Origin of the sequence: Labrys monachus, assembly GCF_030814655.1 — a bacterium.
Classification (GTDB): domain Bacteria; phylum Pseudomonadota; class Alphaproteobacteria; order Rhizobiales; family Labraceae; genus Labrys; species Labrys monacha.
This window is the reverse complement of the sequence record NZ_JAUSVK010000001.1, coordinates 1,950,911-1,975,230: the sequence shown is the minus strand read 5'-3', so window position 1 is coordinate 1,975,230 and position 24,320 is coordinate 1,950,911. Positions and strand designations below refer to the sequence as shown.

Below are 24,320 nucleotides of genomic sequence, written 5' to 3'. Positions count from 1 at the left end.
CAGGCAAAGCCTGAACGGAGGAACGGAGCGACGAATGACCGACGAAAGCCAAGCCTATTTCAAGCGCATGGGAGATTTCGAATGCAACGAGGTTCCGGACGGCTACGTCATCTATGACCATGTCTCCGAGAGCGTGCATTATCTCAACCTGACGGCCGCGGCCGTCTTCGAGCTCTGCGACGGGCGAAGCAGCGCCGAAGCCATCGCGGATGTCCTGCAGGACCTGTTCGACCTTTCGGCGCCGCCTCGCGGCGAGGTCGACGCGTGCCTCCTCTCGCTCGCCTCACAAGGTCTCGTGACGTCTTGCAGCCCGTCCTCGTCCGCGGCCTGAAGCGCAGCTTCGTCATCGCTCCCGGCACGATCGGGCGGCCGCTCGAGGCCTTGCGCACGACGCCGGAGCTGCCGGGACCCGAACCTGTGCCGGAGGAGGTGGTGATCGCGCCGGCAGGCGGCCATTACCGGCTGCTGTTCCCATCCGGGCTGGCGGCGCTGGGGTCGCTGCGGGAATGCCTGCTGCAGGTCGATGCGCGGATATCGCGGCAGGCGACGGCCGCCGAACGCGACGCGCTGATCCTGCCGGCGGCCCTCCTTCGCAGCCCCGCCGAGCAGCGGATCGCGCTGGTCGGCGGCGCGCGGGCCGGCAAGAGCTGGATCGCCCTGGCGCTGATGGCCCGCGGCTGGCAGATCGAGGGAGACGCCTGGGCCGCCGTCCGGCTCGGCGGCCTGTGCGCCCTGCCCCGCACCATACGCATCGACGAAAAACCTGCGGCCCTGCCGGCCTTCCTGCGCGGGTTCGCCGCGAACGCTCCGCTCCTCCCCGTCGACCTGTCGAGAAACGTGCATGCCGTCGACCCCCGGTCCTTCGGCAGTCCCTGGCGGCTGCAGGCCGGCCCCGTCGCGGCGATGTTCTTCCTCGACCGCGCAGACGGAAGTCGCGGCGCCATCTCGCTGCTCGACCGGGATGCAGCCTTCCGCCGGGGATTGATCCTGGGCGCCGACCGGATCAGCGGCGCCGGGGCCGCCGGCCTGAGGTTGGCGCTGGCAGCGGCGCCCGCCTACAGGCTGCAGGTCGGATGTCCGGAACGGGCCGCAGAACGCGTCGAGGGTGCATGCGCGGGCGGCGTGCCGGATTGTTCGTTCAATTGACAGTTCGGCAACTCGTGGTTACAAAATATATCGTTCGCGGAATGAGGATTCTAGATGAGCCTTGATGGCTCGCGGAAGGTGTTGAATGGGTGCTAACGCAAATTCGCTTCGCCTGAAGGAAGTTGACGCCGTCTCCAGGGATGTCGTGGCAAAGGTTCGTTCGCTCGCTGCGAAGACGCCCTATGAGGCGCCGAAGGTCGTCTCCTTTCCGATCCGGGAAATGAAGACGTCCCATGCGCTTTCGATGGCCGGGAACGCTGGTTGATCTGCAAGTCTCCGGTGCTTGAACGTCGGTCAGGCGATGGAGAGGATATCTCTTTCGCCTGATTTTTTTGTTTTCGGTAGCCTGTGATGCTCTTGCAGCCGTCGTGGGGAGCGTGGCTCCATCCTATCGGCCATGCGACGATTCGTGGTTCCCACCCATGACGGGCCGGGTTCGTGTCTCCGCGGCCATGATCGTCAGGAACGAAGAGCGTTTCCTGGCAGGTTGCCTCGAATCGCTGTCGGGACGCGTCGAGGAGATCGTCGTCGTCGATACCGGTTCGAGTGACGATACGGTCGGCATCGCCGGACGGACGCCAGGCGTCCGTCTGCTGCATCACCGCTGGAACGATGATTTTGCCGCCGCGCGCAATGTCGCCCTCGATGCGGCTTCCGGTGACTGGATCTTGTATATCGACGCCGACGAACGACTGGGCCTGCCGAAGGGCGGCGTCGTCGCGGACTATATCGATCCCGGCGCCGTCGCGGGGTTCGTCCGCTTCCGGCCCAAGACCGGCTATACGCGCTATCGGGAGTGGCGGCTGTTCCGCAGCGACCCGCGCATCCGTTTTGCCGGGAAGATCCACGAAACGATCAAGCCCGCCGTCAGGCTGCTCAGCGCCCGCGAGGGGCTGCCCATCGTCCGGACCGAGGTGGAACTCGATCACATCGGCTATGACGGCGACCAGTCGCACAAGCATGGCCGCAACCTTGCTTTGCTTGAAATCGCGGTTCGCGCCGATCCCGACCGGGTCTATTGCTGGCATCACATGGCCGAGACCCTCGCGGCGCTCGGCCGCGTGCAGGAGGCGGTCGCGGCGGCGCGCGAGGGCCTGGCGCGCGCGGATCGGGATCTTTCGAACGACCAGCGGGCTCCGGCCAGTCTCATCGTCCAGTTCCTGGCGCGGATCGAGGCCGAACTGGGCGGCGATCCCCTCGATGTCATCGAGGCCGGCCTGGCGCGGATGCCGGACGACCACGCCCTGTGGTTTCTGCGCGGGCAGGCCCTGCTCCGGGCGGGGCGGCCGGGCGAGGCCCTCGAGATGGCGGAAAGGCTGCAGGCCATCGATCCGGAGGATCTGTGCGACGGGCTGCTGGCCTATGACCGTGCCATCTTCCGCGAGAAGGCCTGCGAACTGGCGGCCCTCGCCTGCCTGCGCCTCGGCCGTCGCCGGGAGGCTGCGGCGCAGTTCGCCGCCGCCGCGCGGCTGGCCCCGGGTGATGCCGCCTACCGGATCAAGGCGATCGCCCTGAACGGCCCCGCGCGCGTCGCGCCCTGATGCGGAGTTGAACCCATGGCGGCAAGCCGGAACCTCGTGCTGGTCCATACCGAGGGCTGGCAGGACATCGCGGACTTCGAGGCGATCAAGGCTCACATCGAGGCGATGGCACCGGATATCGAAGTGTACATCGCGTCGAATGCGTCCCGTTCGTCCTATACCCGCAAGAAGGCCGCGGCCCGGCCGTCCCTGGTCTTTTCGCCGATCAAGCTGCTGAGCTTCAGTCCGGATCGCGGCAAGGTCTATGCCGGGCAGCCGATGTCGAAGCTGGCGGAAATCCAGCGTTTCGCGGCCGCCGGCATCGCCGTGCCGCCTTTCGAGGAAATCTGTCCCTGGACCCTCCTCTCGCCTGCCGCCTACGGCCCCTACACCGTGGTGAAGCCGTCCTTCGCGCTCGCTTCCTGGGGCCAGGGCGTCGAACTCCTGCGGACGGAGCACGTCCGCTACCGCGCACCATCCGATTTCCCGGACCGTCACCCCGGACGGCAGGGACCGATGATCGCCCAGAAGTTCGTCGATTGCGGCTACGCGATGACCTGCCGCGTCCTGACCTTGTTCGGCGTCCCGATCTTTTCCTATCTGCGCGAATCGACCCTCCCCCTGGCGCTGGACGGCCGGGAAGGGCCGTTCGAGCAGAAGGATTTCATGCCGACGCCTCCCAACACCAATGTCTATGTCAGCCATGATCCGGCGATCCTGGCATTCGCGGCCTCCGCCTATGAAGCCATGCCGGAGGCGGCTCTCCAGGCCTGCGACATCCTTCGGGCCAAGGATGGCGAGTTCTATCTCCTCGAGGTCAACCCCGGCGGGGGAACCTGGATGTTCTCCAGTCCAGCAGCAGCCGGCTACAAGGAGCGGCTCGGCATCGAGGACCTGGCGGCGCCGTTCGACGCCTTCCGCACCTGCGCCCGCGTCCTCGTCGACCGGACCCGGGCCGAGGCGATCTAGAACGGATCCTGCTATCCTACCCCCGTGCCCGCCGCCCATCTCCTGGTGAACAACGATGCAGGCCTCCCCCGCTCCCCCGCCCGCATGTGAGGCCACATACCCGTCGGTTCTCGTCCTGACGCCGCTCAAAAATGCCGCCTCGCATCTCGGCCGCTACACCGCGCTGCTCGGCAGGCTGGAATGGCCGCGGGAATGCCTTTCGCTCGGGATCCTGGAAAGCGACAGCACCGACGGCAGCTGGGACAGGCTGTGCGAGGCCGAGCCGGCGCTCGCGCAGCGCGCGGCCCGGGTGGCGCTGGTCAAGCGCGACTACGGCTTCAGGATTCCGGACGGTGTGCCGCGCTGGGCGCCCGAAATCCAGCAATTGCGGCGCTCCATCCTCGCCCGGGCGCGCAACCAGCTGCTGTTCCGCGCCCTGCGCGAGGAGGATTGGGTTCTCTGGCTCGACGTGGATGTCGTCGACTATCCCGCCGACATCCTTTCCCGCCTGCTGGCGACTGGCTTTCAGATCGTCCATCCCCATTGCGTCAGGGAACCCGGCGGCCCCACATTCGATCGCAATGCGTGGTGCCGCCACGCAAACGCCACGCTCGAGGATTTCCGCGGGCGCGAGGCCGTCCGCCTGGACGCCGTCGGCGGCACGATGCTGCTGGTCAAGGCCGATCTCCACCGCGACGGCCTGATTTTTCCGCCCTTTCCCTATGGCGTGGCCAACCCCAGGATTCGCCCGCATCATCCCCTCTGGGGACAGGGCGAGATGGAGACGGAGGGCTTCGGGATCATGGCCCTCGACATGGGCGCGCAATGCTGGGGCCTTCCGGGCTTGGAGATACGGCATGCCGACGAGTAAGCAGCTCGCCGCGTGCCCCTATTGCGGCGTCGGCGGGGCATAACCGTGGCTGATTTGTCACAATGGTCCGGAAAATCATGTTGCGCCATTGCCTATGGCCGCATTTCCTTTGACGGGCGGAGCTAAGGATCGCTATTTTTATTGTATTGAATTCGGTGCTCGTTACGTGCCGATGGGGTTGAGATCTACAGGAAGAAGAGCAGATCATGTCGAAGGGTCTTTTTGAAACGACGGCGATGGCCGTGGTGCTCTCAGCTGGAGCAGCCCTGCTTTTCGCATCGCAGCCTGCTTCGGCAGCCGATCTTGCTCCCCAGGCGGTCGAGCCTGCGGCTCCCGTCGTCCTGCCTTTCGACTGGTCCGGCCCCTATATCGGTCTGCATGCCGGCTATGGCTGGGGTCGTGAGCACGACGACCAGAGTTCCTTGTTCTCGGAAAACGGGCCGCCGGCCGATCATTTCAACATGAACGGCTTCATCGGCGGTGCCCATGCCGGCTACAACTTCCAGTTCAACCAGTTCGTGGTCGGCGCCGAAGGCGATATCGACTATTCCGCCCTCAAGGGCGACCACTTCTACAGCTACGATCTCGGCACTGTCACCGGCTCACTTAAGCTGAAGAGCGACTGGCAGGGTTCGGCCCGCCTGCGGGCCGGCTACGCCATCGACAATCTCCTGCTCTACGTGACGGGCGGCGTCGCCTTCGCCGATGCCAAGCTGTCGACCGCCGGCGAGAGCTCCAGCAACACGCATGTCGGCTGGACGGCGGGCGGCGGCATCGAATATGCCTTCACCCAGAACTGGATCGGCCGTATCGAAGTCCGCTACAGCGACTTCGAAAAGAAGAGCTTCCAGACGCTGGATGGCCCGGTCAAGGCCGGCTGGAACCAGACCACCGCGACGGCGGGCATCAGCTACAAGTTCTGATCGCGCTTTCTCGATATGAGAGCAAAAGCCCGGCGAACAGCCGGGCTTTTTTGTGAGCGCTTGCCTCCCGGACGGGATGAACCGCAGCGCTATTCCCGCGAAAACCGGCTGCGTTGCCCGATCGGGTCCGATGACCGGCGGCAATGCCCCCCTCCGAAGGGCCAAACTCGACTGATGAACCGACGATATGTCGTTTCCCTTCGCAGGACCGGACTTGGGGATCGCCTGATTTGTCTCGCTGCTGCATGGAAGTTCGCAAGGGATACGCGGCGCACACTCGTCGTCGACTGGCGTCGGTCGCTCTATTCCGTTGGGGACAGCAATCTATTTCCGGCTTGTTTCGAGCCGGCTGGTGAACTCGCCGGCGTTTCACTCATCGCGGATCGAGCGATCGACACCGCCAGCCTGCCTCGCCCCATCCCGCGATATGGGAGAAAGAGGCACTGATCGCCTCTCCCTGGCAGGTGCCGGCGGATGCCTTTCCCGAAGAGCGCATCCGGGCCGTCGCGCTGATACGGTCCGGGGCGGATGTCGCCGCTTCAACGGTGGTGTTCAACGCTTGCATCAACGATGGCATCGTCGCGTTCGGCGATGCCCGCTCGTGTTTCGAAGCCCTGCGCCCCGTCAGGCGGGTGGCCGATGCCGCCGACGCCTTCCTCGAAGCACATGTCGAGGACGCCCCCTTTATCGGCCTGCATGTCCGCCACGGCAATGGCGGCGACATCATGGGGCATGCTTTCTCCTGGCAAGCGTTCGGCACGGCGATGATGCGGATCCGGCGGGCCGTCGACGTCGCGCGCGAGCGTCTGGGCAAGCAGGCATTGGTGCTGCTGTGCACGGACAGCAGCGATGTCCAGTCGGAAATAACACGCACGATTCCGGGCGTGATCTGCCGCCCGAAGCCCTATCGACCGCCGGGGCACGGAGAGCTTCATCACGGCCCCGACGCGGCAGCCCGCCTGGACGACGCCCTGATCGAAATGGTGCTGCTGGCGAGGTGCAACGCCCTTGTCCGTTATCCCGCCGCAAGCTTCTTTTCCTTATACGCGGCCGTGATGAAGCCGACGGAAGATCCTCATCCGGTCGATCTTCTCAGCCTGGCAAGGCCGTCGAATTCGCAGGACCGGTTGTCTCCTGCCGTTCTGTTCTGAAAAGGCCGGATCGTCCCGCTCCACCGACGGCGCAACTCGGGGATTGTCAGTTCGAGAGACGTCGAAGCCGCCTGTTGTTCGGAACCGGGCCATGAGGGAGTGCATCCCGGCGGCGGGGCTATTTCAGCAGGCCTTGCCGGCAAGGACGCGATGGGCCGCGCTACGCGCGTCGACCTTGCCGAACACGCGAGGCGTATCGTCGGCCTTGGAACATCACATAAATGAAATTATTGACAGTTTTTATCATTTATGTGAAATATTGCAGGGATCGATCAAGCCAAGGATGACGCATTCAATGTCCCAGCCGGCCTATTCCATTCCTCAGCGTTCGCCGCTCTACCAGGCGCCGCCATTCGACTACAAAGCCTTCAGCAAGGTCAGCGTTTTTTGCCGGGTCGACGAGGCTGCCATTCGCGGCGCGCTGCCCGCACAGTTCGACGTGCGCGGCGATGTCATCGAGTTCTTCATCATGGACGTGCCGGCGGGCGGCTCGCTCGGCGCCTATGCCGAGGGCGGCATCGTTGTGCCGATGAGCTACAAGGGACGACCGGGCGGCCATGTCCTCTACGAGATCGTCACCAACGATGATTCCATGGCTGTCGGACGCGAGGTCTGGGGCTACCCCAAGAAGATGGGCGACGTGGAATGGCAGGCCGACGACAACGCCGTCAGGGCCAAGCTGTCGCGTCGCGGCACTTCGCTGATCGAGATCGATTTCAAGGTGGATGGCCCGCAATTCGAGAAGCCGGCGCTGCAGCCGCGGTTCCAGACGCGAATCATCCCCTCCCCCGAAAGCCCTGCCGTCGAGACGCAGATCATCGAGAACTCGCTGGGCGGCTCGTCGATCATCCGCCACGCCGTCGGCACGGCCGAGATCAGGATCGGCGGCAACGCAAGCGATCCCTTTTCGGATTTCGAGATCCGCGAAATCGTCGGCGCCGAGATGATCGTCGCCAATTTCGTGCTGTCATTCGGCAAGATCATCGGCTGAGCCCACCCGACTTCCAACGCAAGGTCGAAGCAATGTCGCCCACCGCTCCGGAGAAGATGTTTCGCCTCGACGGCCAGCGGGCATTCATCACCGGCGGCGGGGGCGGTATCGGACGGGCGGCGGCACTCATGTTCGCTTCGTTCGGCGCTGACGTCGCTATCTTCGACAGCGACGACGAGGCCGGACGCACGGTGGCTGAGGCGGTGAAGGCGCGGGGCGGCACCGCTGCCGCCTATGTGATGGACGTCACGGACGAAGCCTCGGTTCTGGATGCCTTTTCCGAGGCCGAGACACAATCCGGCGGACTCGACATTCTCGTCAACAATGCCGGCATATCCATCCGCAAGCCGTCCGCCGAACTCGCGCTGGCGGACTGGAACAAGGTGATCGCCGTCAACCTGACCGGAATGTTCCTGTGCTCGCGCACCGCCGCACGCTCGTGGCTATCGCGACAGGCGGCAGGCGCTATCGTCAACACGGCATCGATCATGAGCTATTCGGGAGGGGGACTGCACCCGAACATCTCCTACCAATCCGCCAAGGCCGGGGTGGTGAACCTCACCCGGGCCCTTGCCGTGGAATGGGCCGGCGCCGGGATCAGGGTGAACGCCGTTGCGCCGACCTGGGTTCGGACAGCGTTGATCGATCATCTCATGCGCGATCCCGTGCAGATGGAGAAGATCCGCCAGTTGACGCCGATGCAGCGCCTGGCCGAGCCGGACGAGGTCGCCGCGGCCATGATCTTCCTGGCAAGCGGCGCTTCGTCGATGACGACGGGCCACGTGCTGGCCGTCGATGGCGGCTACCTCGCCACCTAATCCAACGCGTTTCTCAGGAGGACGGGCCGATGACGTTCGCATCGTCATCACGAAAATGAAAAAATAACATTCAAAATTCACGTCGATGTCGCCCGGTCTGCACTTTCGACCCGACACGTTCAACGATGAAATGACCAAAGGGGAACCACCAGAATGACAAGAACCAATATCCTTTCGGCGCTCGCCTTCGTGCTGGCGTCAAGCATACTGCCCGCTTCGGCGGCCGAGATCGTGGTTGGCGGCAGCGCTCCGATGTCCGGCGCACAGGCCGAGTTCGGCCAGTCCCAGATTGACGGCGCCCAGCTGTTCTTCGACCAGCTGAACGAAAAGGGCGGCATCAACGGCAACAAGGTCGTGTTTCGCCCTCTCGACGACCGGGCCGACCCGCGGCAGGGCACGCTCGTGGCGCAGCAATTCTGCGACGACCCGGCTGTCCTCGGCGTCATCGGCCATATGAACAGCGGCGTCACCATGCCCGCCCTCGACATCTATTCGGAGTGCGGCATGCCGCAGATCGTCCCGGCGACCAATCCTCAACTGATGCGGATGGGCTTCAAGACGGTCGTGCGTCCGGTGGCCAACGATTTCGTGCAGGGCGCGCTGCCGGCAACATACGCCGTCACCAAGCTCACCCTCAAAAACGCCGTTCTGGTGAATGACAAGACCGTGTTCGGCCAGGGCATCACCGGCGTATTCAAGGAAAATTTCGTCAAGGGCGGCGGCAAGGTCGCCGGCACCTATGGCGTCAATCCCGAGGATGTCGACTTTTCGGCCTTGATCGCCAACATCAAGCTCGAAAACCCGGATGTGGTCTACATGGGCGCCGGCATGCCGCAGCTCGCGCTCTTTCTAAAGCAGATGCGCGAACAGGGCCTCAAGGCCCAATTCATCGGCCCCGACATCGGCTTCACGGCCGATCTGATCACCCAGGCCAGCCCAGCCTTCGCGGAAGGCGCCCTGTTCACCTTCCAGCTGCCGCCCTATGATTCCTCGCCGGAGCTGAAGGACTTCACCGAGCGCCACCAGAAGCATTTCGGCCGTGCGCCCGGACCTTACGCCTCGCTCGGCTACGTCAATGCGCAGGTGATGGCCGCTGCCGTCGAGAAGGCGCACGCGCTGGATCGCGAAGGTGTTCTGGCACAGCTGCGCAACGTCAAGGTCGATACCCTTCTAGGACCGGTTTCGTTCGATGCGAACGGCGAGAGCGTCGACGCTCCGATGTATCTTTATATCGTGAAGGATGGAAAATTCGAGCTGATCAAGGGCTGACCGCGCCTATCGGGTGGCTTCATCGGGGCTGGCGCCGTGCGCGTCGGCCCCAGGCGACAGAGGGCGGCTCATTGCTCGACTATTTCCTTCAACAACTCATCTTCGCGCTGGCGATCGGCGCGATCTACGGGCTGATCGCGCTTGGCTACACGATGGTCTATGGCGTGATGCGGCTGATCAACTTCGCCCATGGCGAGTTCTTCATGCTGGGTCCCTATGTCTACACCTTCGTGCTGACGGGGCTCGTTGCCATCGGCGGCGTGACGCCGGTGCTCGATTCCACGCTCGCGATCGTCACAAGCTTCATCGCCATCGGCTTGCTGGGCGTCGCGGTCGAGCGCTTCGCCTACCGGCCGCTGCGCGGTTATGGCAGGCTGGCGCCGATGCTGAGCGCGCTCGGCATGTCGATCATCCTGCAGAGCGCGGTTCGCGTCTTCGTCGGTCCACAGCCGATCCATTTCCCGGCCATCATTCCCAATTCGCCGATCGACATGCTGGGTGGCATGGTGACGACGGTGCAGATCGGTATCCTCGTTGCCGCGATATCGCTGATGGCCGGGCTGACGATGTTCGTCAACGGCACCCGGCTCGGCATCTGGATCCGCGCCGCCTCGGAAAGCTGGGTGACTTCGAGCCTGCTCGGCATCCGCGTCAATCGCGCCGTCAGCTTGATCTTCTTCATCGGCCCCGGACTGGGCGCCCTGGCGGGTATCATGTACGCGTCCTATTACGGCATCATGCAGCCGACCATGGGGTCCACCATCGGGTTGAAGGCCTTTACCGCCGCGATCCTGGGCGGAATCGGCTCCATCCCCGGAGCCATGCTGGGCGGATTCCTGCTGGGCGCGATCGAAGTCTTCGGCACTGCTTTCCTGCCGATCGTTTCGGGCGGCCTGATCGGCACCGAATATCGGGACGTCTTCTCGTTCGCCGTGCTCATCGTGGTTCTTCTGTTCAAGCCGGCGGGTCTGCTGGGTGAAACGGTTTCGGAAGAAACCACCGTCGCAAAGAAGGATTACTGAGCCATGGCCAATTCGGTTCTTGCGAGAAGGCTCGGCCTTCTCGCGGCGCTGGTCATCTGCCTTGCTCTTCTGGCGGCGGTCCCGCATCTGTCGCCCTATTACGTTCGCGTCGCCGACAGCATCCTGATCTACATCATCCTTGCGGTCGGCCTCAATCTGGTGGTCGGATATGCCGGCCTGCTCGATCTCGGTTTCATCGCCTTCTATGCGGTCGGCGCCTACACCTATGCGCTTCTGGCGAGCGGCCAGTTCGACATCCACCTGCCCTTCATCGTGATCCTGCTGATCGGGGCGCTCGCCGGCGGCGTGGCGGGGATCCTTCTCGGCTTTCCGGTGCTCAAGCTGCGGGGCGACTATCTGGCCATCGTCACGCTCAGCTTCGGCGAGATCATCCGCATCGCCATCAACAATGCCGATGGCCTGACCAATGGTCCGCAGGGGATCGCGGCACTCGACCGGGCCAGCATCTTCGGTCTGCCGCTGACGAGCCCCGTGCATTTCTACTGGCTGCTTCTTGTCCTGGCGGTGATCGTCTGCGCCTGCGTGTATTTCATGGAAAGGTCCATCCTCGGCAAGGCCTGGCGGGCACTTCGCGAGGACCAGGACGTCGTGCGCGGGCTTGGCATCGACACCACGACCCTGAAGCTGGCCGCCTTCGCCATCAGCGCGTCGATCGGCGGCGCCGGCGGCGTCATATTCGGCTCGTTCCAGCGCTTCGTCAGCCCGGAGAGCTTCACCTTCCAGGAATCCCTGCTGGTCGTGCTGATCATCATCATCGGCGGCGTCGGCAACATCGTCGGCGTGATCGCCGGCGCCATCATGCTGGTAATCCTGCCGGAGGTCCTTCATTTCGCGACGCAGTACCGGTTGCTGATCTACGGCGTGGTGCTGGTGACCGTTATCGTGCTGCGGCCTACGGGGCTCGTCTCTCCCCGTTACAACCTCGGCTATTTCCTCCAGAAGGTCAGGTCCCTATGGCTCTCACCCTCGAGAACGTAAGCAAGCTTTTCGGTTCCCTGGTCGCCGTCAAGGAGCTGTCGCTCGCCTTCGATGTCGGCTCGATCTATTCGATCATCGGCCCGAACGGCGCGGGCAAGTCGACCGTGGTCAACATGATCGCCGGATCCTATGCGGTGAGCTCGGGCACCATCCGGCTCGGAGCGACGATCCTCAGCAACCTGCCGAAATACAGGGTGGCGCGGCTCGGTATTGCGCGGACCTACCAGAACCTGCGCCTTTTCGACGGGATGACCGTGTTGGAAAATCTGGAGGTGTGCTTCTTTCCGCAGTCCTGGCCCTCCTTGTTCGGCGGACGAAGCCGGCTGAACAAGGCTTCGCGCCTCGAACGCTGCCATGCATGCCTGGAGCGTTTCGGCCTGACCGATGTCGCCGACCTGCTTGCCGGCGACCTTCCCTATGGACGCCAGAAGGTGCTGGAGCTCGCGCGGGCCTTCGTGACCGAGGCGCCCGTCGTGCTCCTCGATGAACCGGCGGCTGGCCTGAACCATACCGAAACCAGGGACATGGCGCGGATGATCGCCAGCCTGAAACGCGCCGACCGCGCGATCATCCTGGTCGAGCACGACATGGATCTGGTGATGTCGATATCCGACCGCATCGATGTCCTGAACCACGGCGAACTGCTCTGCTCCGGCACGCCGGAGGTGGTTCGAAGCAATGAAAGAGTGCAGGAGGCATATCTTGGAACGACCGCAGAGCTCGACGCCATCCAAAGGCTTGCTGAAGGTCGCAGGGCTCAAGGCCGGCTACGGTCGAACGCAGATATTGTTCGGCATTGATCTCGAACTCCATGCCGGCGAGATCGTCACCATCATCGGCGCCAATGGCGCCGGCAAGACGACGACGCTGCGCTCGATCTCCGGCCTGACGCAGGTCTATTCCGGCACGATCGAATTCAAGGGCCGGTCCATCCGGGGCACCGCTCCGGAGGAAATCACGCGCCTCGGCCTCGCACATTGTCCGGAAGGCCGGCAGATCCTGCAGCGGCTGAGCGTGGAGGAGAACCTTCTCGCCGGCTACATTCCCAATCGCGGCCGAACCTTCGAGGCGATCCGCTCGGACGTCTACCAGATGTTCCCTGTACTCAAGGAACGGCGCAATTCGCCGGCCAGCCGAATGAGCGGCGGCCAGCAGCAAATGCTCGCCATCGGCCGCTCGCTGATGGCGTCGCCCGATCTGCTGATGCTGGACGAACCGTCGCTGGGGCTCGCGCCGAAGATCATCAACCAGATCTTCGAAATCATCATCGGCCTCTCAAAGGCGGGCATCAGCCTGGTCATCGTCGAGCAGAACGCCGCGGTCGCGCTCGAACTCGCTGATTATGCCTATGTCTTCGACGCCGGCCGCTGCACGGTCGAAGGCGGGGCCCACAAGGTGCTGGCCGATCCGGACCTGAAAGCCGCCTATCTCGGCGCGTAATTCCGGAGGACGACATGGTCGAAGCAAATCAGGCGGCCGTGCTGATTTCCGGTGCCGCTTCCGGTATCGGACGAGCGACGGCGCTGAAGCTCGCTGCCGAGGGCGCACGCCTCGGCCTGTTCGATCTCAACGCAGCGGCGCTTGCATCGGTGGCGGCCGACTGTGAAGCGCTCGGCGCGCGCGCGATGTCGATGCCCGGCGACGTCTCCAGCGATAGCGATGTGGCCGGCGCGGTTGCGGGCCTGGTGGAAAGATTTGGATGCTTGTCAGCCGTGGTTTGCGCGGCCGGCATCGCCTTGAAGGGGAATGTCACGACACTTACCGATGAGGTGTGGAACAAGACGCTGGCCGTCAATCTGACCGGCACCTTCCTGATGGCGCGCCACGCGATGCCGCATCTGATCGCCCGCTCTCCATCCGCCTTCGTGGCCGTCAGTTCCGATTCCGGCGTGCGAGGGTCGAGTGGCTATGCCGCCTACAGTGCTTCCAAGCACGGCGTGATCGGCCTCGTGCGCTGCATGGCGCTTGACCATGGCCCTCATGGGGTTCGGAGCAATGTCGTCTGTCCGACATTCGTCGACACGCCGATGGCCGATGAGCTGCTCAGGGAGGGCGGGCGCTACGATCGCGCCTTCTATGAAAGCCGCATTCCGCTCGGGCGCTTCGCGCGAGCCGACGAAGTGGCGGACGCCATCCGTCACCTGCTGTCGCCGCAGGCGAGCTATGCCAACGGCATGGTCTATGTGCTCGATGGCGGCACCACGGCCGGTACCTTCGGATAGGCCCTTCGCCGCAACGAGACGGCGGCTTCCGAGAAACGCGGTGTAACCGGTCTCGAGGGGAGCCGCTGCATTGACAAGCCGATGCAGTTCGGCAATCCCGTCATGATTGTGGAAACGGCAAGAATAGTTCGCATGCCAGAAAACGATGAAGCGTCCACGCCGGCGCCCTCGCATGTGGGCAAAACCCTGCGTGAGCTCAGGCGTTCGCGCCGGATCACGATCCAGCAGCTCGCCAAGGGGCTCAACCGCTCGACCGGGTATGTCAGCCAGCTGGAGCGCGGCATCTCCCAACCCACTTTGAAGGACCTCTACGCCGCGTGCACCATCTTCGGTGTTCCCATGAGCTGGTTCGTCGATCTGAACCAAACCAGCGGCGAGGACCTTCGTGAAAAGGGATTCATCGTCCGCAGCGGCCAGCGCCGCTTCATGTTGCATGAAGGCGCCCGCACCGAGTTGCTGTCTCCGGAACTCGATCCAAAACTGGAGTTCATGATTTCCACCTTCGAACCCGGACTGGAAACCGAGGCCAAGAATGTGCCGACCACGGGCGCCGAATATGGACTGCTGCTGAAGGGCCAGCTCGAACTCTGGATAGACGAAGAGAAATTCGTTCTGTCGGAAGGAGACAGCTACCGGTTCAGCCGCTCTTCGACCTACCGCTCACGCAATCCGTCGGCGACCGTGCCTGCCGTGATCGTTTGGGTTGGGGTATATGTCTAGCCAGAGCATTTTCCGGGAAAGTTGATCGGCTTCTCGAATAGGAAAATGCCTTGGAAGCCGCGCGCTCGCCCGTTCTCTTCGGCTTCATGCTCCGCTTCCCTGGCGCGTGCCGCGAAGAGCTTGTGCCGCCGCCGGTCGGTTGGCACGCGTCGCCTCTCCGTCTACGATAGGCCACGATCGAAAGGTGCCGGACGCCCGATTTCGATGCGTTCGCGCTTTGAGCCACGCAGGGAATGAGGAAACGCAATGAAGACATGGCTTGTCCTCGCGATCGCCGCCGCGGCCTCCGCCTTCCCGTTCGCGGCCTGCGCCGCCGACTATGCACCGATCGATTGCGCCAAGGCCTCCTCCCCGGCCGAGCTCGCCATCTGCCGCACCTATTCGCTCGGCCAGGCCGAAGCTCGCATGGCGACCTTGTTCGGCATCACGACGTCGCTCGTCGCCATGGGCCAGCGGGGCGACATCGGGGATGCGCAGAAGCGATGGCTGAAGACGCGCGATGCCTGCGGCGGCGACGTCTCCTGCCTCGCCGAAGCCTATCGAAGGCGGATCGCCGAGCTCGGCGCGGTGATGGACGCCATCGCCTCGCGCGGGCCTTTCTGAAGCCGGCGGGCGGCCTCGTCGATCCGCCGCGAGGCGGTGGCCCGTACGAAGCGACCGGATGGCGCCGTGCCTGTCCAAATGAGGATGGCCGGCGCGTCATGGAAGCGGCGGAAGCGATCCTCCGCCGCAACCGAAGGAGAATTCCCATGCAATATATGCTGATGGTCTATGTGGACGAGGCCAAGTGGCCCGCAATGTCGAAGGCCGAGCAGGAACAGGGCCTGGCCGCCTATGGCGCCTATATCGAGGCGCTCAAGCAGGCGGACGTGCTGCGGGCGAGCGGCCGCCTCCAGCCGAGCTCGGCCTCCACCACCGTGCGCCTCGCAAACGGCCGGCCGCAGGTCCTCGACGGTCCGTATGCGGAGGCCCGCGAGCAGCTCGGCGGCTATTTCCTCATCGACGTGCCGAACCTGGACGCGGCACTGTCCTGGGCAGGGCGCTGCCCCGGCGCCGCCCATGGCGTCGTCGAGGTCAGGCCGATCTGGTCGATGACGGCGTGAACGGGCCGGCGGGCGACGGTGCGGCGCGCGATACGGCGGAGCTGGCCGCCCGCCGCAGCTATGGGCGGCTCGTCGCCTTCCTCGCCGCCCGCACGCGCGACGTCGCCCAGGCCGAGGACGCCCTGGCCGACGCCTTCGCGGCGGCGCTCGCCGACTGGCCGGCGAAAGGCTGCCCCTCGAACCCCGAAGCATGGCTGCTGACCGTCGCCCGGCGCAAGCTGGTCGACGGCAGCCGGCGGATGCGGACCGGCGAGGCCGCCGCCGGCCAGCTGCTCGTCCTCGCCCAGGGGCTGGAGGCCATGGAAGCCGCGCCGGACATTCCCGATCGCCGCCTCGCGCTGATGTTCGCCTGCGCCCATCCGGCGATCGAGGCCGGCATTCATGCGCCGCTGATGCTGCAGGCGGTGCTCGGCCTCGACGCCCGCCTGATCGGCTCGGCCTTCCTCGCCTCCCCCGCGGCGATGGGCAAGCGCCTCGTGCGCGCCAAGGAGAAGATCCGCCAGGCCGGCATCCCCTTCGAGGTGCCGGACCATGCCGAACTGCCGGCGCGCCTGCAGGCGGTGCTCGATGCCGTCTATGCCGCCTTCACCGCCGGGTGGGCCGACCCGGCCGGCCTCGACCAGGCACGCCGCGACTTGGCGGCGGAGGCTATCTTCCTGGCCCGCATCGTCTCGGAGCTGCTGCCGCGAGAGCCCGAGATCCATGGTCTGCTGGCACTGATGCTGCATGCGGAGGCCCGCCGCCCGGCCCGGCGCGGCGGCGACGGCGAGTTCGTCCCGCTCGACGAGCAGGACACCGCCCTGTGGGACCGGCGCATGATCGGCGAGGCTGAAGGCCTGCTGCGGCAGGCGCGCTCGCTCGGCGCCATCGGGCGCTACCAGCTCGAGGCGGCGCTGCAATCGGCGCATGTCCACCGCTGCCGGACCGGCCGGCCGAACTGGGAGGCGGTCGTGCACCTCTACGACGCCCTGGCCGCCTTCCTGGATTCGCCCGTGGTGGCGCTCAACCGCGCCCTCGCTCTCGCCGAATGGCAGGGCCCGGCCGCGGCGCTCGACGCGATGCCCGACGTCGAGACCGACAGGCGCCTTGCCGGCTACCAGCCCTATTGGGCCGCCCGGGCCGCCCTGCTCTCCCGCACCGGCGCGCGCCGGCAGGCCCACGAGGCCTACGAGATCGCCATCGGCCTCGAAGGCGATCCGGCCGTGCGGCGCTTCCTGCAGCGCCGGCAGGCCCTGCTGGGCGCATAGGCCGGACAGCCACGGTTCACGAAGGGCGCACGCCTATCGTTCGCGCAGGAAGACCATGCCGCCATGGTGCAGCCGGTCCTCGCCGACGAAGGTGCCGTCGGCGGTGAAGCCGGTATCGTCCCAATAGTCGATATGGGTGCCGCGCACCTCATAGCGCCCCCGATAGGCGCTCCTGCGCGTGCCGCGTTGCTCGTCATAGCGGCCGTCCGGCAGGAGTTCCTGGCGGATATGGCCGTCGGCGGTTACCCACATGCCGAGATAGGGATGGTCCTGCATCGTGCTCCTCCGATCAATCGTGATACGGGCGGGGGTCCGTACGGCCGGCCCGGCCGTACGGTTTTGGTGCCTGTCGCAACGCTGCCTCAGCCGGGAAAATCCGTGCCGCGCGTCACCTCTTCCCAGCGGTCCATCTCCTCGATGACGGCATCAAGCTTCGTCCGGGCCCGCCGCAGCGCGTCGGTTCCGAGCAGCAGGTGCAGCGGCGGCTCGGCGGCGGCGACGGCGGCGAGGATAGCCTGGGCCGCCCGGTCGGGATCGCCGAGCTGCTTGCCGGCCATGCCGTCGAAGGCCGCCGCGGCGCGTCCGACGCTCGGCGCATAGGCCGGATCCTCCGTCTCGCTCTTGCGGATCGAATGGGTGGAGAGGAAATCCGTACGGAAGGCGCCGGGCGCCACCGCCGTCACCTTGAGACCGAGCGGCCCCACCTCCTGGGCGAGGCTCGCCGAGAGCCCTTCGAGCGCGTGCTTGGCCGCCGCGTAGAGGACGGAGGCCGGCCCGGGCGCCCGCCCGGCGATCGAGGTGATGTTGACGATGTGGCCGGATCCCTGCGCCCGCAGATGCGGCAGGGCGGCGCGGATGATGCGGAACGGCCCGAACACGTCGACCTCGAACAGGCGCGTCATCTCCGCGTCGGTGGCCTTCTCGGCGGCGCCGAGCAGGCCGTAGCCGGCATTGTTGACGATGACGTCGATGCGGCCGGCGAGGGCGAAGGCCCGCTCGACCGCCGCTTCCGCCGCCGCGCCGTCGGCGATATCGACGGACAGGACGTGCAGCGTGCCCGGCCCGGCGTCGAGATCGGGCGTGCCGCTGCGCACCGTGCCGATGACGGTGTCGCCCTCGGCCAAAGCCGCCTTGGCGAGCGCGAGGCCGAGGCCGCGCGAAATACCGGTGATGAACCATGTCTTCATGAGAAGTCTCCTTCAGGGACTCGGGAGATAGTCCCGGCGCCGCCCGTTCAGAATACCTCGGCATCTGACAGCACTTGTAAGTCCAGCTTAAAAGTGGTGGAATGCGCCATGGACTCTCCTCTCTCGGGCAGCGACTACAACCAGCTCCGCGCCTTCGTCGTCGTCGGCGAACTCTTGAGCTTTTCCCGTGCCGCAGAGATCCTCGGCGTCTCGCCATCGGCGCTGAGCCAGATGGTGCGCGGCTTCGAGGAACGCGTCGGCGTGCGGCTGTTCAACCGCACGACCCGCAGCGTCGCGCTGACGGAGGCCGGGCAGAACCTCTTCCACCGGGTGCGGCCGGCCGTCTCGGAGCTCGGCGACGCCGTCGGCCAGGTGCGGCGCTATCGCGAGCGCCCCGCCGGCACCGTCCGCATCCATGCGTTCCGCTCGGCCGTCGAGACTTATATCGAGCCGATCCTGCCCGCCTTCGCGCAGGCCTGTCCGGATGTCGTGCTCGACATCGCCGTCGACGACGAGGTGGTCGACATCGTCGGCGGCGGCTTCGATGCGGCGATCCGCATCGGCGAGGTGATCGAGCGCGACCTCATCGCCCTGCGCCTCGGCCCGGACCTGCGCCAGGTCGCGGTCGCCGCGCCCGCCTATCTCGCCGCGCATGGCCGCCCGGAGCATCCGCGCGACCTCGTGCATCATCGCTGTGTCCGCTGGCGCTGGCCGGGCCATGCCGTGCCCTATGCCTGGGAATTCTTCGAGGACGGGCGCTGGTTCTCCGTCGTGGTGGACGGGCCGCTGATCGTCGACGACAAGGAGACGGCGCGCCGGGCCACCCTCCAGGGCATCGGCATCGGCTTCGCCGTGGAACAGACGGTCGCCGACGACATCGCCGCCGGCCGCCTCGTGAAGCTGCTGGAACCCTGGTCCGCCCCGTTTCCGGGCCTGTTCCTGTGCTACCCGCAGCAACGCCAGATGGCGCCGGCGCTGCGCGCCTTCATCGACGCCGTGCGGGTGAAGGGTTGAAGCGGCGCTCGGAACGAGCCACTACCGGGGACCCACCGCTTCGAACGCGGGCCAATTTCTTTGACGGCTCCCGTAGCGTCTGCTGGTCGAACGGCGCGCTCGGGGTCGGCGAGAGCGGACGGGACGTCCGCGCTCCCGGGAAACACCGCTATCCTTGCGCCCAAGCGACGAAGGCGGAACCCGCTTCGCGGATCACCGCCTCACGCTCCGCCGCGCTCATCTTCGGCGAGTGGTAGTAGACGGCTATGAGCAACGGCGCGCGCCCCGGCGGACGGACAATCGCGTAGTCGTTCGATTCCTCGGTGACGTTCTCGCCGGTCCGGTCTCCGATGAACCATCCTTCGGGCAGCGAAGCCCGGATGCGTCTGCCACCCGGCTTGCAGGCGGCCATACCGGCCTCGAGCTGCGCCCTGGTGTCGGCCTTCAATACATCCCCGAGGAGTATCTTGTGAGCCGAGCCGACGATGGCGCGTGGCGTCGTGGTATCGAGCGCGCCGCTATATCGGTTCGATGTCGGCTCATAGCGATCCGAACGAGTCACCGTATCGCCGAGGCTTCGCAGGAATGCCGTGAGGCCGGGCGGGCCCCCGGCGCTTCGCATCAGCAGGATGGCCGCGGTGTTGTCGCTGTATTCAAGGACGGCCCGCGCCAGCTCGCCGACCGACATCTCTCCCTTGCCGAGATTGGCTTTCGTGACCGGCGACGTAAAGATCAGGTCGCTCGCGGTGTAGGCGATCATCCGCGACAGGCTCTCCCGGCCCGCGTCGACCTTGGCGAAGACCTGGGCCACGAGGAGCCCCTTGAAGGTGCTGCACATCAGGAAACGTTCGTCCGCCCTATGGGCAAGGGTGCGCCCGCTTGCCGTATCGAGGGCAAAGACACCGAGCCGCCCGCCATGCCGTTTCTCGATGGCGGCCAGCGTCCCGTCGTCCCGGGCCATGGCACTGCGAACGCCAAGCCCGACCGAAAGAGGCAGACCGATCACCACGGCACGGCGGTTCAGCATGGTCACGTTGTTTAACTCCTATCTCAGCTCTTATTCTTAAATATCGAAGATGACGGCACAATTATGGACATGGGAGGAGGATGGAAACCGTAGGGAGTACAGACGGACGCTTCTCTCCTGGCCTAGCCCCGGGTGACTGACGGGGTTCCTCGCCTCTCGGTCGCGCATGGCCAAGGCGGCCTTGCGGCGAAGGAGCCGCCGGCCGCGCCAAAACCATCGGACGCGCCGCTTGACGTCCCATGATTTCCCCTTACGCTCGCTCCCAATCAAACATCCGACGCTTCGCGACGCGCCCTTGCCCCGTCCGGCGCGGGCGATGCCAGCCGGCCCGGACGCCGGTGCATTGGGAGGTTCGGACATGCCGCCATTGCGGGTTCTGCTGGTCGGGCTCGGCCATATGGGCATGGCGCATGGACGCGCCTATGACGGGCTGGAGGGCTACGAGATCGCCGGGCTGTGCGCGCGCGGCGTGCACAAGCGGACGGACCTGCCGGAGGCCTGGGCCGCCCTTCCGCGCTATGCCGATTATTACGAAGCCCTCGCAGCGGTGAAGCCGGACGTCGTCTCCATCAACACCTGGCCGGACACGCATGCGGATTTCGCGGTCGCCGCCTTCGAGGCCGGCGCCCATGTCTTCATCGAAAAGCCGCTGGCCGAGACGGCGGCGGACGCCGAGCGCGTCGTCGCCGCCGCCCGCAAGCATGGCCGCAAGCTCGTCGTCGGCTATTCGATGCGCCACAATCCGATCTGGAAGCGCGTGGTGGAACTGGCGCAGGGCCTCGGCAAGCCGCTGGTCATGCGCATGAACCTCAACCAGCAATCGATCGGCCCGTCCTGGACCTGGCACAAGAACCTGCTCTCGGCCCTGTCGCCGATCGTCGATTGCGGCGTGCACTATGTCGACGCCATGTGCCAGATGACGCTGGCCAAGCCCGTGCGCGTCAGCGGCATGGGTGCGCGCCTCAGCGACGAGATCGCGCCCGACCAGTATAATTACGGCCATCTCCAGGTCTTCTTCGACGACGGCTCGATCGGCTGGTACGAGGCGGCCTGGGGCCCTTCGATCAGCGAGACGGCCTTCATGGTCAAGGACATCATCGGGCCGAAGGGCAGCATCAGCGTGGTGCCGCCCTCGCACAAGCTCGGCACGCCGGAAGGCGCGGACTGGACCTTCTCCTCCGACATCCACACCCATGGCAGGATGGAATCGGTGCTCGTCCACCATGCCGCGCTCGATGCCGACCAGAAGCTCGTGCATGGCGACGAGATCATCCCCGTGGTCGACAAGCCGGACCATGACGCCATCTGCCGCCTCGAGCAGATCTACCTGCTGGACGCCATCCGCAACGACGGCGATCTCGACGAACACATGGAAGCGGCCGTCAACAGCCTGAAGATCGTGCTGGCGGCGGATCTGAGCATCAAGGAAAAGCGGATGGTCGAACTCTGAGGGGCAGCGTCGAGGCGGGACGAGACGATCGAGCCGGGTATCTGCCATACAGTCGCGCCGCCCCTCATCCTTACCCCAAGCATTTCCGCAGGAAATGCGGAGTTCCCGCGGGAACGGGGAGAAGGGGCGGCCGGCGCCGCGTTTCGAAAGGGCCGGGCGAGACGGCGACGCCGATAGCCTGCCGCGACGCCGATGTCCCCTCTCCCCGCTCGCGGGGAGAGGATAAAGGTGAGGGGCGGCGCCGAGACCGCTGCCGTATCACCGGTATCTTTCCGGAGAGAGAAGCGCAGCCCCTCATCCTTACCTTCTCCCCGTAAGGCCGGGGAGAAGGGGCCGTCGGCGCCGCGTTTCGAAATGCCCGGGCGAGACGGGCGGTGAACAGCGCCGCCAAGGGATAACAGAGGCAGGGGCTCCCCCCCACAGCCGAGGAGTGGGAAAACATGACCGACATCGACCACCCCCCGCTCTATTTCTGCGTCGATGCCGGCGCCACCCGCAGCCGCGGCCAGCTCTATGACGGCTCGGGCACGGTGATCGCCAGCGCCGAAGCCGGGCCGGCCAATGCCAGCTACGACAGCGAGGAGGCCGCCGACAGTCTCCTCGACCTGTGGCGGGACCTCAATGCCGCAGCCGGGCGCGACCCGCAGGACCTTTCGGGCGTGACCTTCGCGATCGGCGGCGCCGGCCTCTATGTGCAGGGCCCGCGCGAGGCGTTCCTCGCCCGCGGCCCGGCCTTCGCGGCCGTCTTCGTCATGAGCGACGGCTATGCGGCGCTGATCGGCGCCGGCGGCGGCCGGCCCTGCGCCCTCGTCACCATCGGCACCGGCGTCGCCGGCCATCGCCTGTTCGCGGACGGCTCCTCCATCCAGCGCGACGCCTGGGGCTGGATCGTCGGCGACAGGGGCAGCGGCTCCTGGATGGGCGTGCGGGCGATCCGCCATGCCTTGGCGGTACGGGACCGCATCGCCGCGCCGTCGCTTCTGGCCGAGGCGGTGATGGCGCAGATCGGCGGCGTGACGGGCCTGCTCGAAGGCGCCCTCTCCGGCCTGACGGCCCACCGCGTCGCCGCCTTCGCGCCGCTGGTGCTCGATCTCGCCGAAAAGGGCTGCCCGGTCGCCGCCGCGATCCTGGCGAGGGCCGTCGGCCACCTCACGGATCTCGTCGGCTCGCTCGATTGCGCCGACGTGCCGCTCTATCTCAATGGCGGGCTCGCGCCGGTGATGCAGCCCCGGCTGGTCGAGCGTATCGGCCGCCCGGTGCAGGACGCCGCCGGCGACCCTCTCGAAGGCTGCCTGTTGGTCGCCCGCGGCGAGGCGCCGCCGGAGCGGATGGTGTTCGAATAGGCGGCGAGCGCTCGGCTTGCAGGAAAGAGCGCGATTCCCTTCTCCCGAGCGGGAGAAGGTGGCGCGCAGCGCCGGATGGGGGCCTAACCTTCGACAATTCAAGCGCAGTCACTAACAGGCTGCGGAAAAAGTCTTCCTCGAAGCGTTCCATGCTGATTCACTGCTGGTGCAGGAACGGGAGCGGATTGATGCGCGGAGTTGATGTTCGAACGGAGAGTCTGTTCTCGTATGTGAGCTGCGAAGCTCGGGTTCCTGCGGATCATCCGCTGCGTGCGATCCGTGCGATTGTCGACGAGGCGCTGGAGGTGTTGTCGCCGGAGTTCGACAAGCTGTATTCGAGGCATGGGCGTCCTTCGATCCCGCCGGAGAAGCTGCTGCGTGCGCTGCTGTTGCAGGCCTTCTTCACGATCCGCTCGGAGCGGCAACTGATGGAACAGATGGATTACAATCTGATGTTCCGCTGGTTTGCCGGGCTGTCGATGGATGCGCCGATCTGGGATGTGACGGTGTTCACCAAGAACCGCGAGCGCCTGCAGGAAGGCGATATCGCCGCCAAGTTCCTGGCTGCGCTGCTGTCCCAGCCGCGGGTGACGGCCTTGCTGTCGGAGGATCATTTCTCGGTGGACGGCACCCTGATCGAGGCCTGGGCGAGCATCAAGGGCTTCAAACCCAAGGCCGATAGGGCCGACAGCCCGGACAAGGACGATGATGGCGGTTCGGGCAGCGTCCCGCCGGCTTCCGGTGCGGCTCCGGAAGGCAAGCCCGCCGGCGGCCGCAATGCCGAGCGCGATTTCCATGGCGAGAAGCGCAGCAACCGGACCCATGCCTCGACCAGCGATCCGGATGCCCGGCTCTACAAGAAGGGCCGCGGCGCCGCGGCCAGGCTGTGCCATATGGGGCACTTCCTCATGGAGAACCGCCACGGCCTGATCGTCGACACCGAACTGACGCTTGCGACCGGCACTGCCGAGCGGGAAGCGGCCCTGAGCATGCTCAGGCGCCGCAACGCCCGTCATCGCATCACGGTCGCTGCCGACAAGGCCTATGACGTGGCTGGCTTTGTGGCGGATCTGCGCAGTATCAAGGTCACCCCGCATGTGGCGCAGAACACCACCAACCGGCGTTCCGCCATTGACGGGCGCACCACCCGGCATGCCGGCTACGCTCTCAGCCAGCGCATCCGCAAGCGGATCGAGGAAGGGTTCGGCTGGATCAAGACCTGTGGCGGACTGAGCAAGACCCGCCATCGAGGCACTGAACGCGTCGGTTGGTCCTTCACGCTGACGGCGGCGGCCTGCAATCTGATCCGATTGCCCAAATTGATCGAAATCAAAGGATAACTGCGCCAAAATGTCGGAAAACGCATCCAA

At 65.7% G+C, this 24,320-nt stretch carries 25 protein-coding genes and 1 pseudogene; 23 read left to right on the top strand and 3 right to left on the bottom strand.

Annotated elements, in window-relative coordinates:
• Positions 1-34: 34 nt before the first annotated feature.
• From J3R73_RS08950 to J3R73_RS08860, 19 genes and pseudogenes are all read left to right on the top strand, one after another.
• Positions 35-331 carry a PqqD family protein gene (locus tag J3R73_RS08950; protein ID WP_307425245.1) on the top strand — a complete coding sequence of 99 codons (297 nt, stop codon included), beginning with the start codon at positions 35-37 and terminating at the stop codon, positions 329-331.
• Positions 304-1,146, top strand: a complete 843-nt coding sequence (locus J3R73_RS08945; protein WP_307425242.1) for a hypothetical protein — start codon at positions 304-306, stop codon at positions 1,144-1,146. The genes J3R73_RS08950 and J3R73_RS08945 overlap by 28 nt, the downstream gene beginning before the upstream one ends.
• A gap of 422 nt (positions 1,147-1,568) precedes the next feature.
• Positions 1,569-2,687 carry a glycosyltransferase family 2 protein gene (locus J3R73_RS08940; protein WP_307425240.1) on the top strand — a complete coding sequence of 373 codons (1,119 nt, stop codon included), beginning with the start codon at positions 1,569-1,571 and terminating at the stop codon, positions 2,685-2,687.
• Between the two features lie 15 nt (positions 2,688-2,702).
• Positions 2,703-3,635 carry an ATP-grasp domain-containing protein gene (locus J3R73_RS08935; protein WP_307425237.1) on the top strand — a complete coding sequence of 311 codons (933 nt, stop codon included), beginning with the start codon at positions 2,703-2,705 and terminating at the stop codon, positions 3,633-3,635.
• Between the two features lie 55 nt (positions 3,636-3,690).
• A complete protein-coding gene (locus J3R73_RS08930) occupies positions 3,691-4,485 on the top strand; it encodes a glycosyltransferase family protein (RefSeq protein ID WP_307425235.1) in 795 nt (264 codons plus the stop codon).
• Positions 4,486-4,691: 206 nt separating this feature from the next.
• Positions 4,692-5,408 (top strand): outer membrane protein, encoded by a 717-nt coding sequence (locus tag J3R73_RS08925; protein ID WP_307425231.1) that lies wholly within the window; start codon positions 4,692-4,694, stop codon positions 5,406-5,408.
• A 15-nt stretch (positions 5,409-5,423) separates the two neighbouring features.
• Positions 5,424-6,559 (top strand): annotated as a pseudogene (locus J3R73_RS08920) (nodulation protein NodZ).
• A gap of 295 nt (positions 6,560-6,854) precedes the next feature.
• On the top strand, positions 6,855-7,550 hold the full coding sequence (locus tag J3R73_RS08915; protein ID WP_307425228.1) for an acetoacetate decarboxylase family protein: 696 nt from the start codon (positions 6,855-6,857) through the stop codon (positions 7,548-7,550).
• 56 nt (positions 7,551-7,606) lie between these two features.
• Entirely contained in the window at positions 7,607-8,368 is a 762-nt protein-coding gene (locus J3R73_RS08910; RefSeq protein ID WP_307425224.1) for an SDR family NAD(P)-dependent oxidoreductase, read from the top strand.
• A 153-nt stretch (positions 8,369-8,521) separates the two neighbouring features.
• On the top strand, positions 8,522-9,637 hold the full coding sequence (locus tag J3R73_RS08905; RefSeq protein ID WP_307425221.1) for a branched-chain amino acid ABC transporter substrate-binding protein: 1,116 nt from the start codon (positions 8,522-8,524) through the stop codon (positions 9,635-9,637).
• A 71-nt stretch (positions 9,638-9,708) separates the two neighbouring features.
• Complete coding sequence (locus J3R73_RS08900) at positions 9,709-10,659, top strand: branched-chain amino acid ABC transporter permease (protein WP_307425219.1); 951 nt, start codon at positions 9,709-9,711, stop codon at positions 10,657-10,659.
• A gap of 3 nt (positions 10,660-10,662) precedes the next feature.
• Positions 10,663-11,658, top strand: a complete 996-nt coding sequence (locus J3R73_RS08895; protein ID WP_307425216.1) for a branched-chain amino acid ABC transporter permease — start codon at positions 10,663-10,665, stop codon at positions 11,656-11,658.
• Positions 11,634-12,458, top strand: coding sequence for an ABC transporter ATP-binding protein (locus J3R73_RS08890; protein ID WP_307425213.1), 825 nt, complete (start codon positions 11,634-11,636; stop codon positions 12,456-12,458). The genes J3R73_RS08895 and J3R73_RS08890 overlap by 25 nt, the downstream gene beginning before the upstream one ends.
• Complete coding sequence (locus J3R73_RS08885; protein WP_307425211.1) at positions 12,445-13,098, top strand: ABC transporter ATP-binding protein; 654 nt, start codon at positions 12,445-12,447, stop codon at positions 13,096-13,098. Before J3R73_RS08890 ends, J3R73_RS08885 begins: the two co-directional genes overlap by 14 nt.
• A 14-nt stretch (positions 13,099-13,112) precedes the next feature.
• Positions 13,113-13,880, top strand: a complete 768-nt coding sequence (locus J3R73_RS08880) for an SDR family NAD(P)-dependent oxidoreductase (protein WP_307425209.1) — start codon at positions 13,113-13,115, stop codon at positions 13,878-13,880.
• A gap of 81 nt (positions 13,881-13,961) precedes the next feature.
• The gene (locus tag J3R73_RS08875; protein WP_307425206.1) at positions 13,962-14,600 is read left to right on the top strand and encodes a helix-turn-helix domain-containing protein; all 639 of its coding nucleotides are present in this window, start codon (positions 13,962-13,964) and stop codon (positions 14,598-14,600) included.
• A 246-nt stretch (positions 14,601-14,846) separates the two neighbouring features.
• Entirely contained in the window at positions 14,847-15,203 is a 357-nt protein-coding gene (locus J3R73_RS08870; RefSeq protein ID WP_307425203.1) for a lysozyme inhibitor LprI family protein, read from the top strand.
• A gap of 146 nt (positions 15,204-15,349) precedes the next feature.
• Positions 15,350-15,703, top strand: a complete 354-nt coding sequence (locus J3R73_RS08865) for a YciI family protein (RefSeq protein ID WP_307425200.1) — start codon at positions 15,350-15,352, stop codon at positions 15,701-15,703.
• Positions 15,700-16,950, top strand: a complete 1,251-nt coding sequence (locus J3R73_RS08860; RefSeq protein WP_307425197.1) for an RNA polymerase sigma factor — start codon at positions 15,700-15,702, stop codon at positions 16,948-16,950. The genes J3R73_RS08865 and J3R73_RS08860 overlap by 4 nt, the downstream gene beginning before the upstream one ends.
• Before the next feature lie 33 nt (positions 16,951-16,983).
• Here J3R73_RS08860 and J3R73_RS08855 read toward each other — a convergent pair whose 3' ends face one another.
• Positions 16,984-17,316 carry an Atu4866 domain-containing protein gene (locus J3R73_RS08855; RefSeq protein ID WP_370880073.1) on the bottom strand — a complete coding sequence of 111 codons (333 nt, stop codon included), beginning with the start codon at positions 17,314-17,316 and terminating at the stop codon, positions 16,984-16,986.
• Entirely contained in the window at positions 17,313-18,137 is an 825-nt protein-coding gene (locus tag J3R73_RS08850) for an oxidoreductase (RefSeq protein ID WP_307425194.1), read from the bottom strand. The genes J3R73_RS08855 and J3R73_RS08850 overlap by 4 nt, the downstream gene beginning before the upstream one ends.
• Before the next feature lie 108 nt (positions 18,138-18,245).
• On the opposite strand from J3R73_RS08850, the gene J3R73_RS08845 reads away from it, so the two are divergent.
• Complete coding sequence (locus J3R73_RS08845) at positions 18,246-19,151, top strand: LysR family transcriptional regulator (RefSeq protein WP_307425191.1); 906 nt, start codon at positions 18,246-18,248, stop codon at positions 19,149-19,151.
• A gap of 148 nt (positions 19,152-19,299) precedes the next feature.
• Here the strand turns inward: J3R73_RS08845 and bla are convergent, their stop codons facing one another.
• Complete coding sequence (bla, locus tag J3R73_RS08840) at positions 19,300-20,157, bottom strand: class A beta-lactamase (RefSeq protein WP_307437223.1); 858 nt, start codon at positions 20,155-20,157, stop codon at positions 19,300-19,302.
• Positions 20,158-20,515: 358 nt separating this feature from the next.
• Between bla and J3R73_RS08835 the strand changes: the two genes are divergently transcribed.
• The 3 genes from J3R73_RS08835 to J3R73_RS08825 all read left to right on the top strand — a co-directional run bounded on the left by J3R73_RS08835 (position 20,516) and on the right by J3R73_RS08825 (position 24,290).
• Positions 20,516-21,607: a Gfo/Idh/MocA family protein gene (locus J3R73_RS08835; RefSeq protein ID WP_307425186.1), complete on the top strand. Its 1,092-nt coding sequence runs from the start codon at positions 20,516-20,518 to the stop codon at positions 21,605-21,607.
• A 440-nt stretch (positions 21,608-22,047) separates the two neighbouring features.
• Entirely contained in the window at positions 22,048-22,950 is a 903-nt protein-coding gene (locus J3R73_RS08830) for a glucosamine kinase nucleotide-binding domain-containing protein (protein WP_307425183.1), read from the top strand.
• Positions 22,951-23,138: 188 nt separating this feature from the next.
• Complete coding sequence (locus J3R73_RS08825; protein ID WP_307437221.1) at positions 23,139-24,290, top strand: IS5 family transposase; 1,152 nt, start codon at positions 23,139-23,141, stop codon at positions 24,288-24,290.
• The last annotated feature ends 30 nt before the right edge of the window (positions 24,291-24,320 follow it).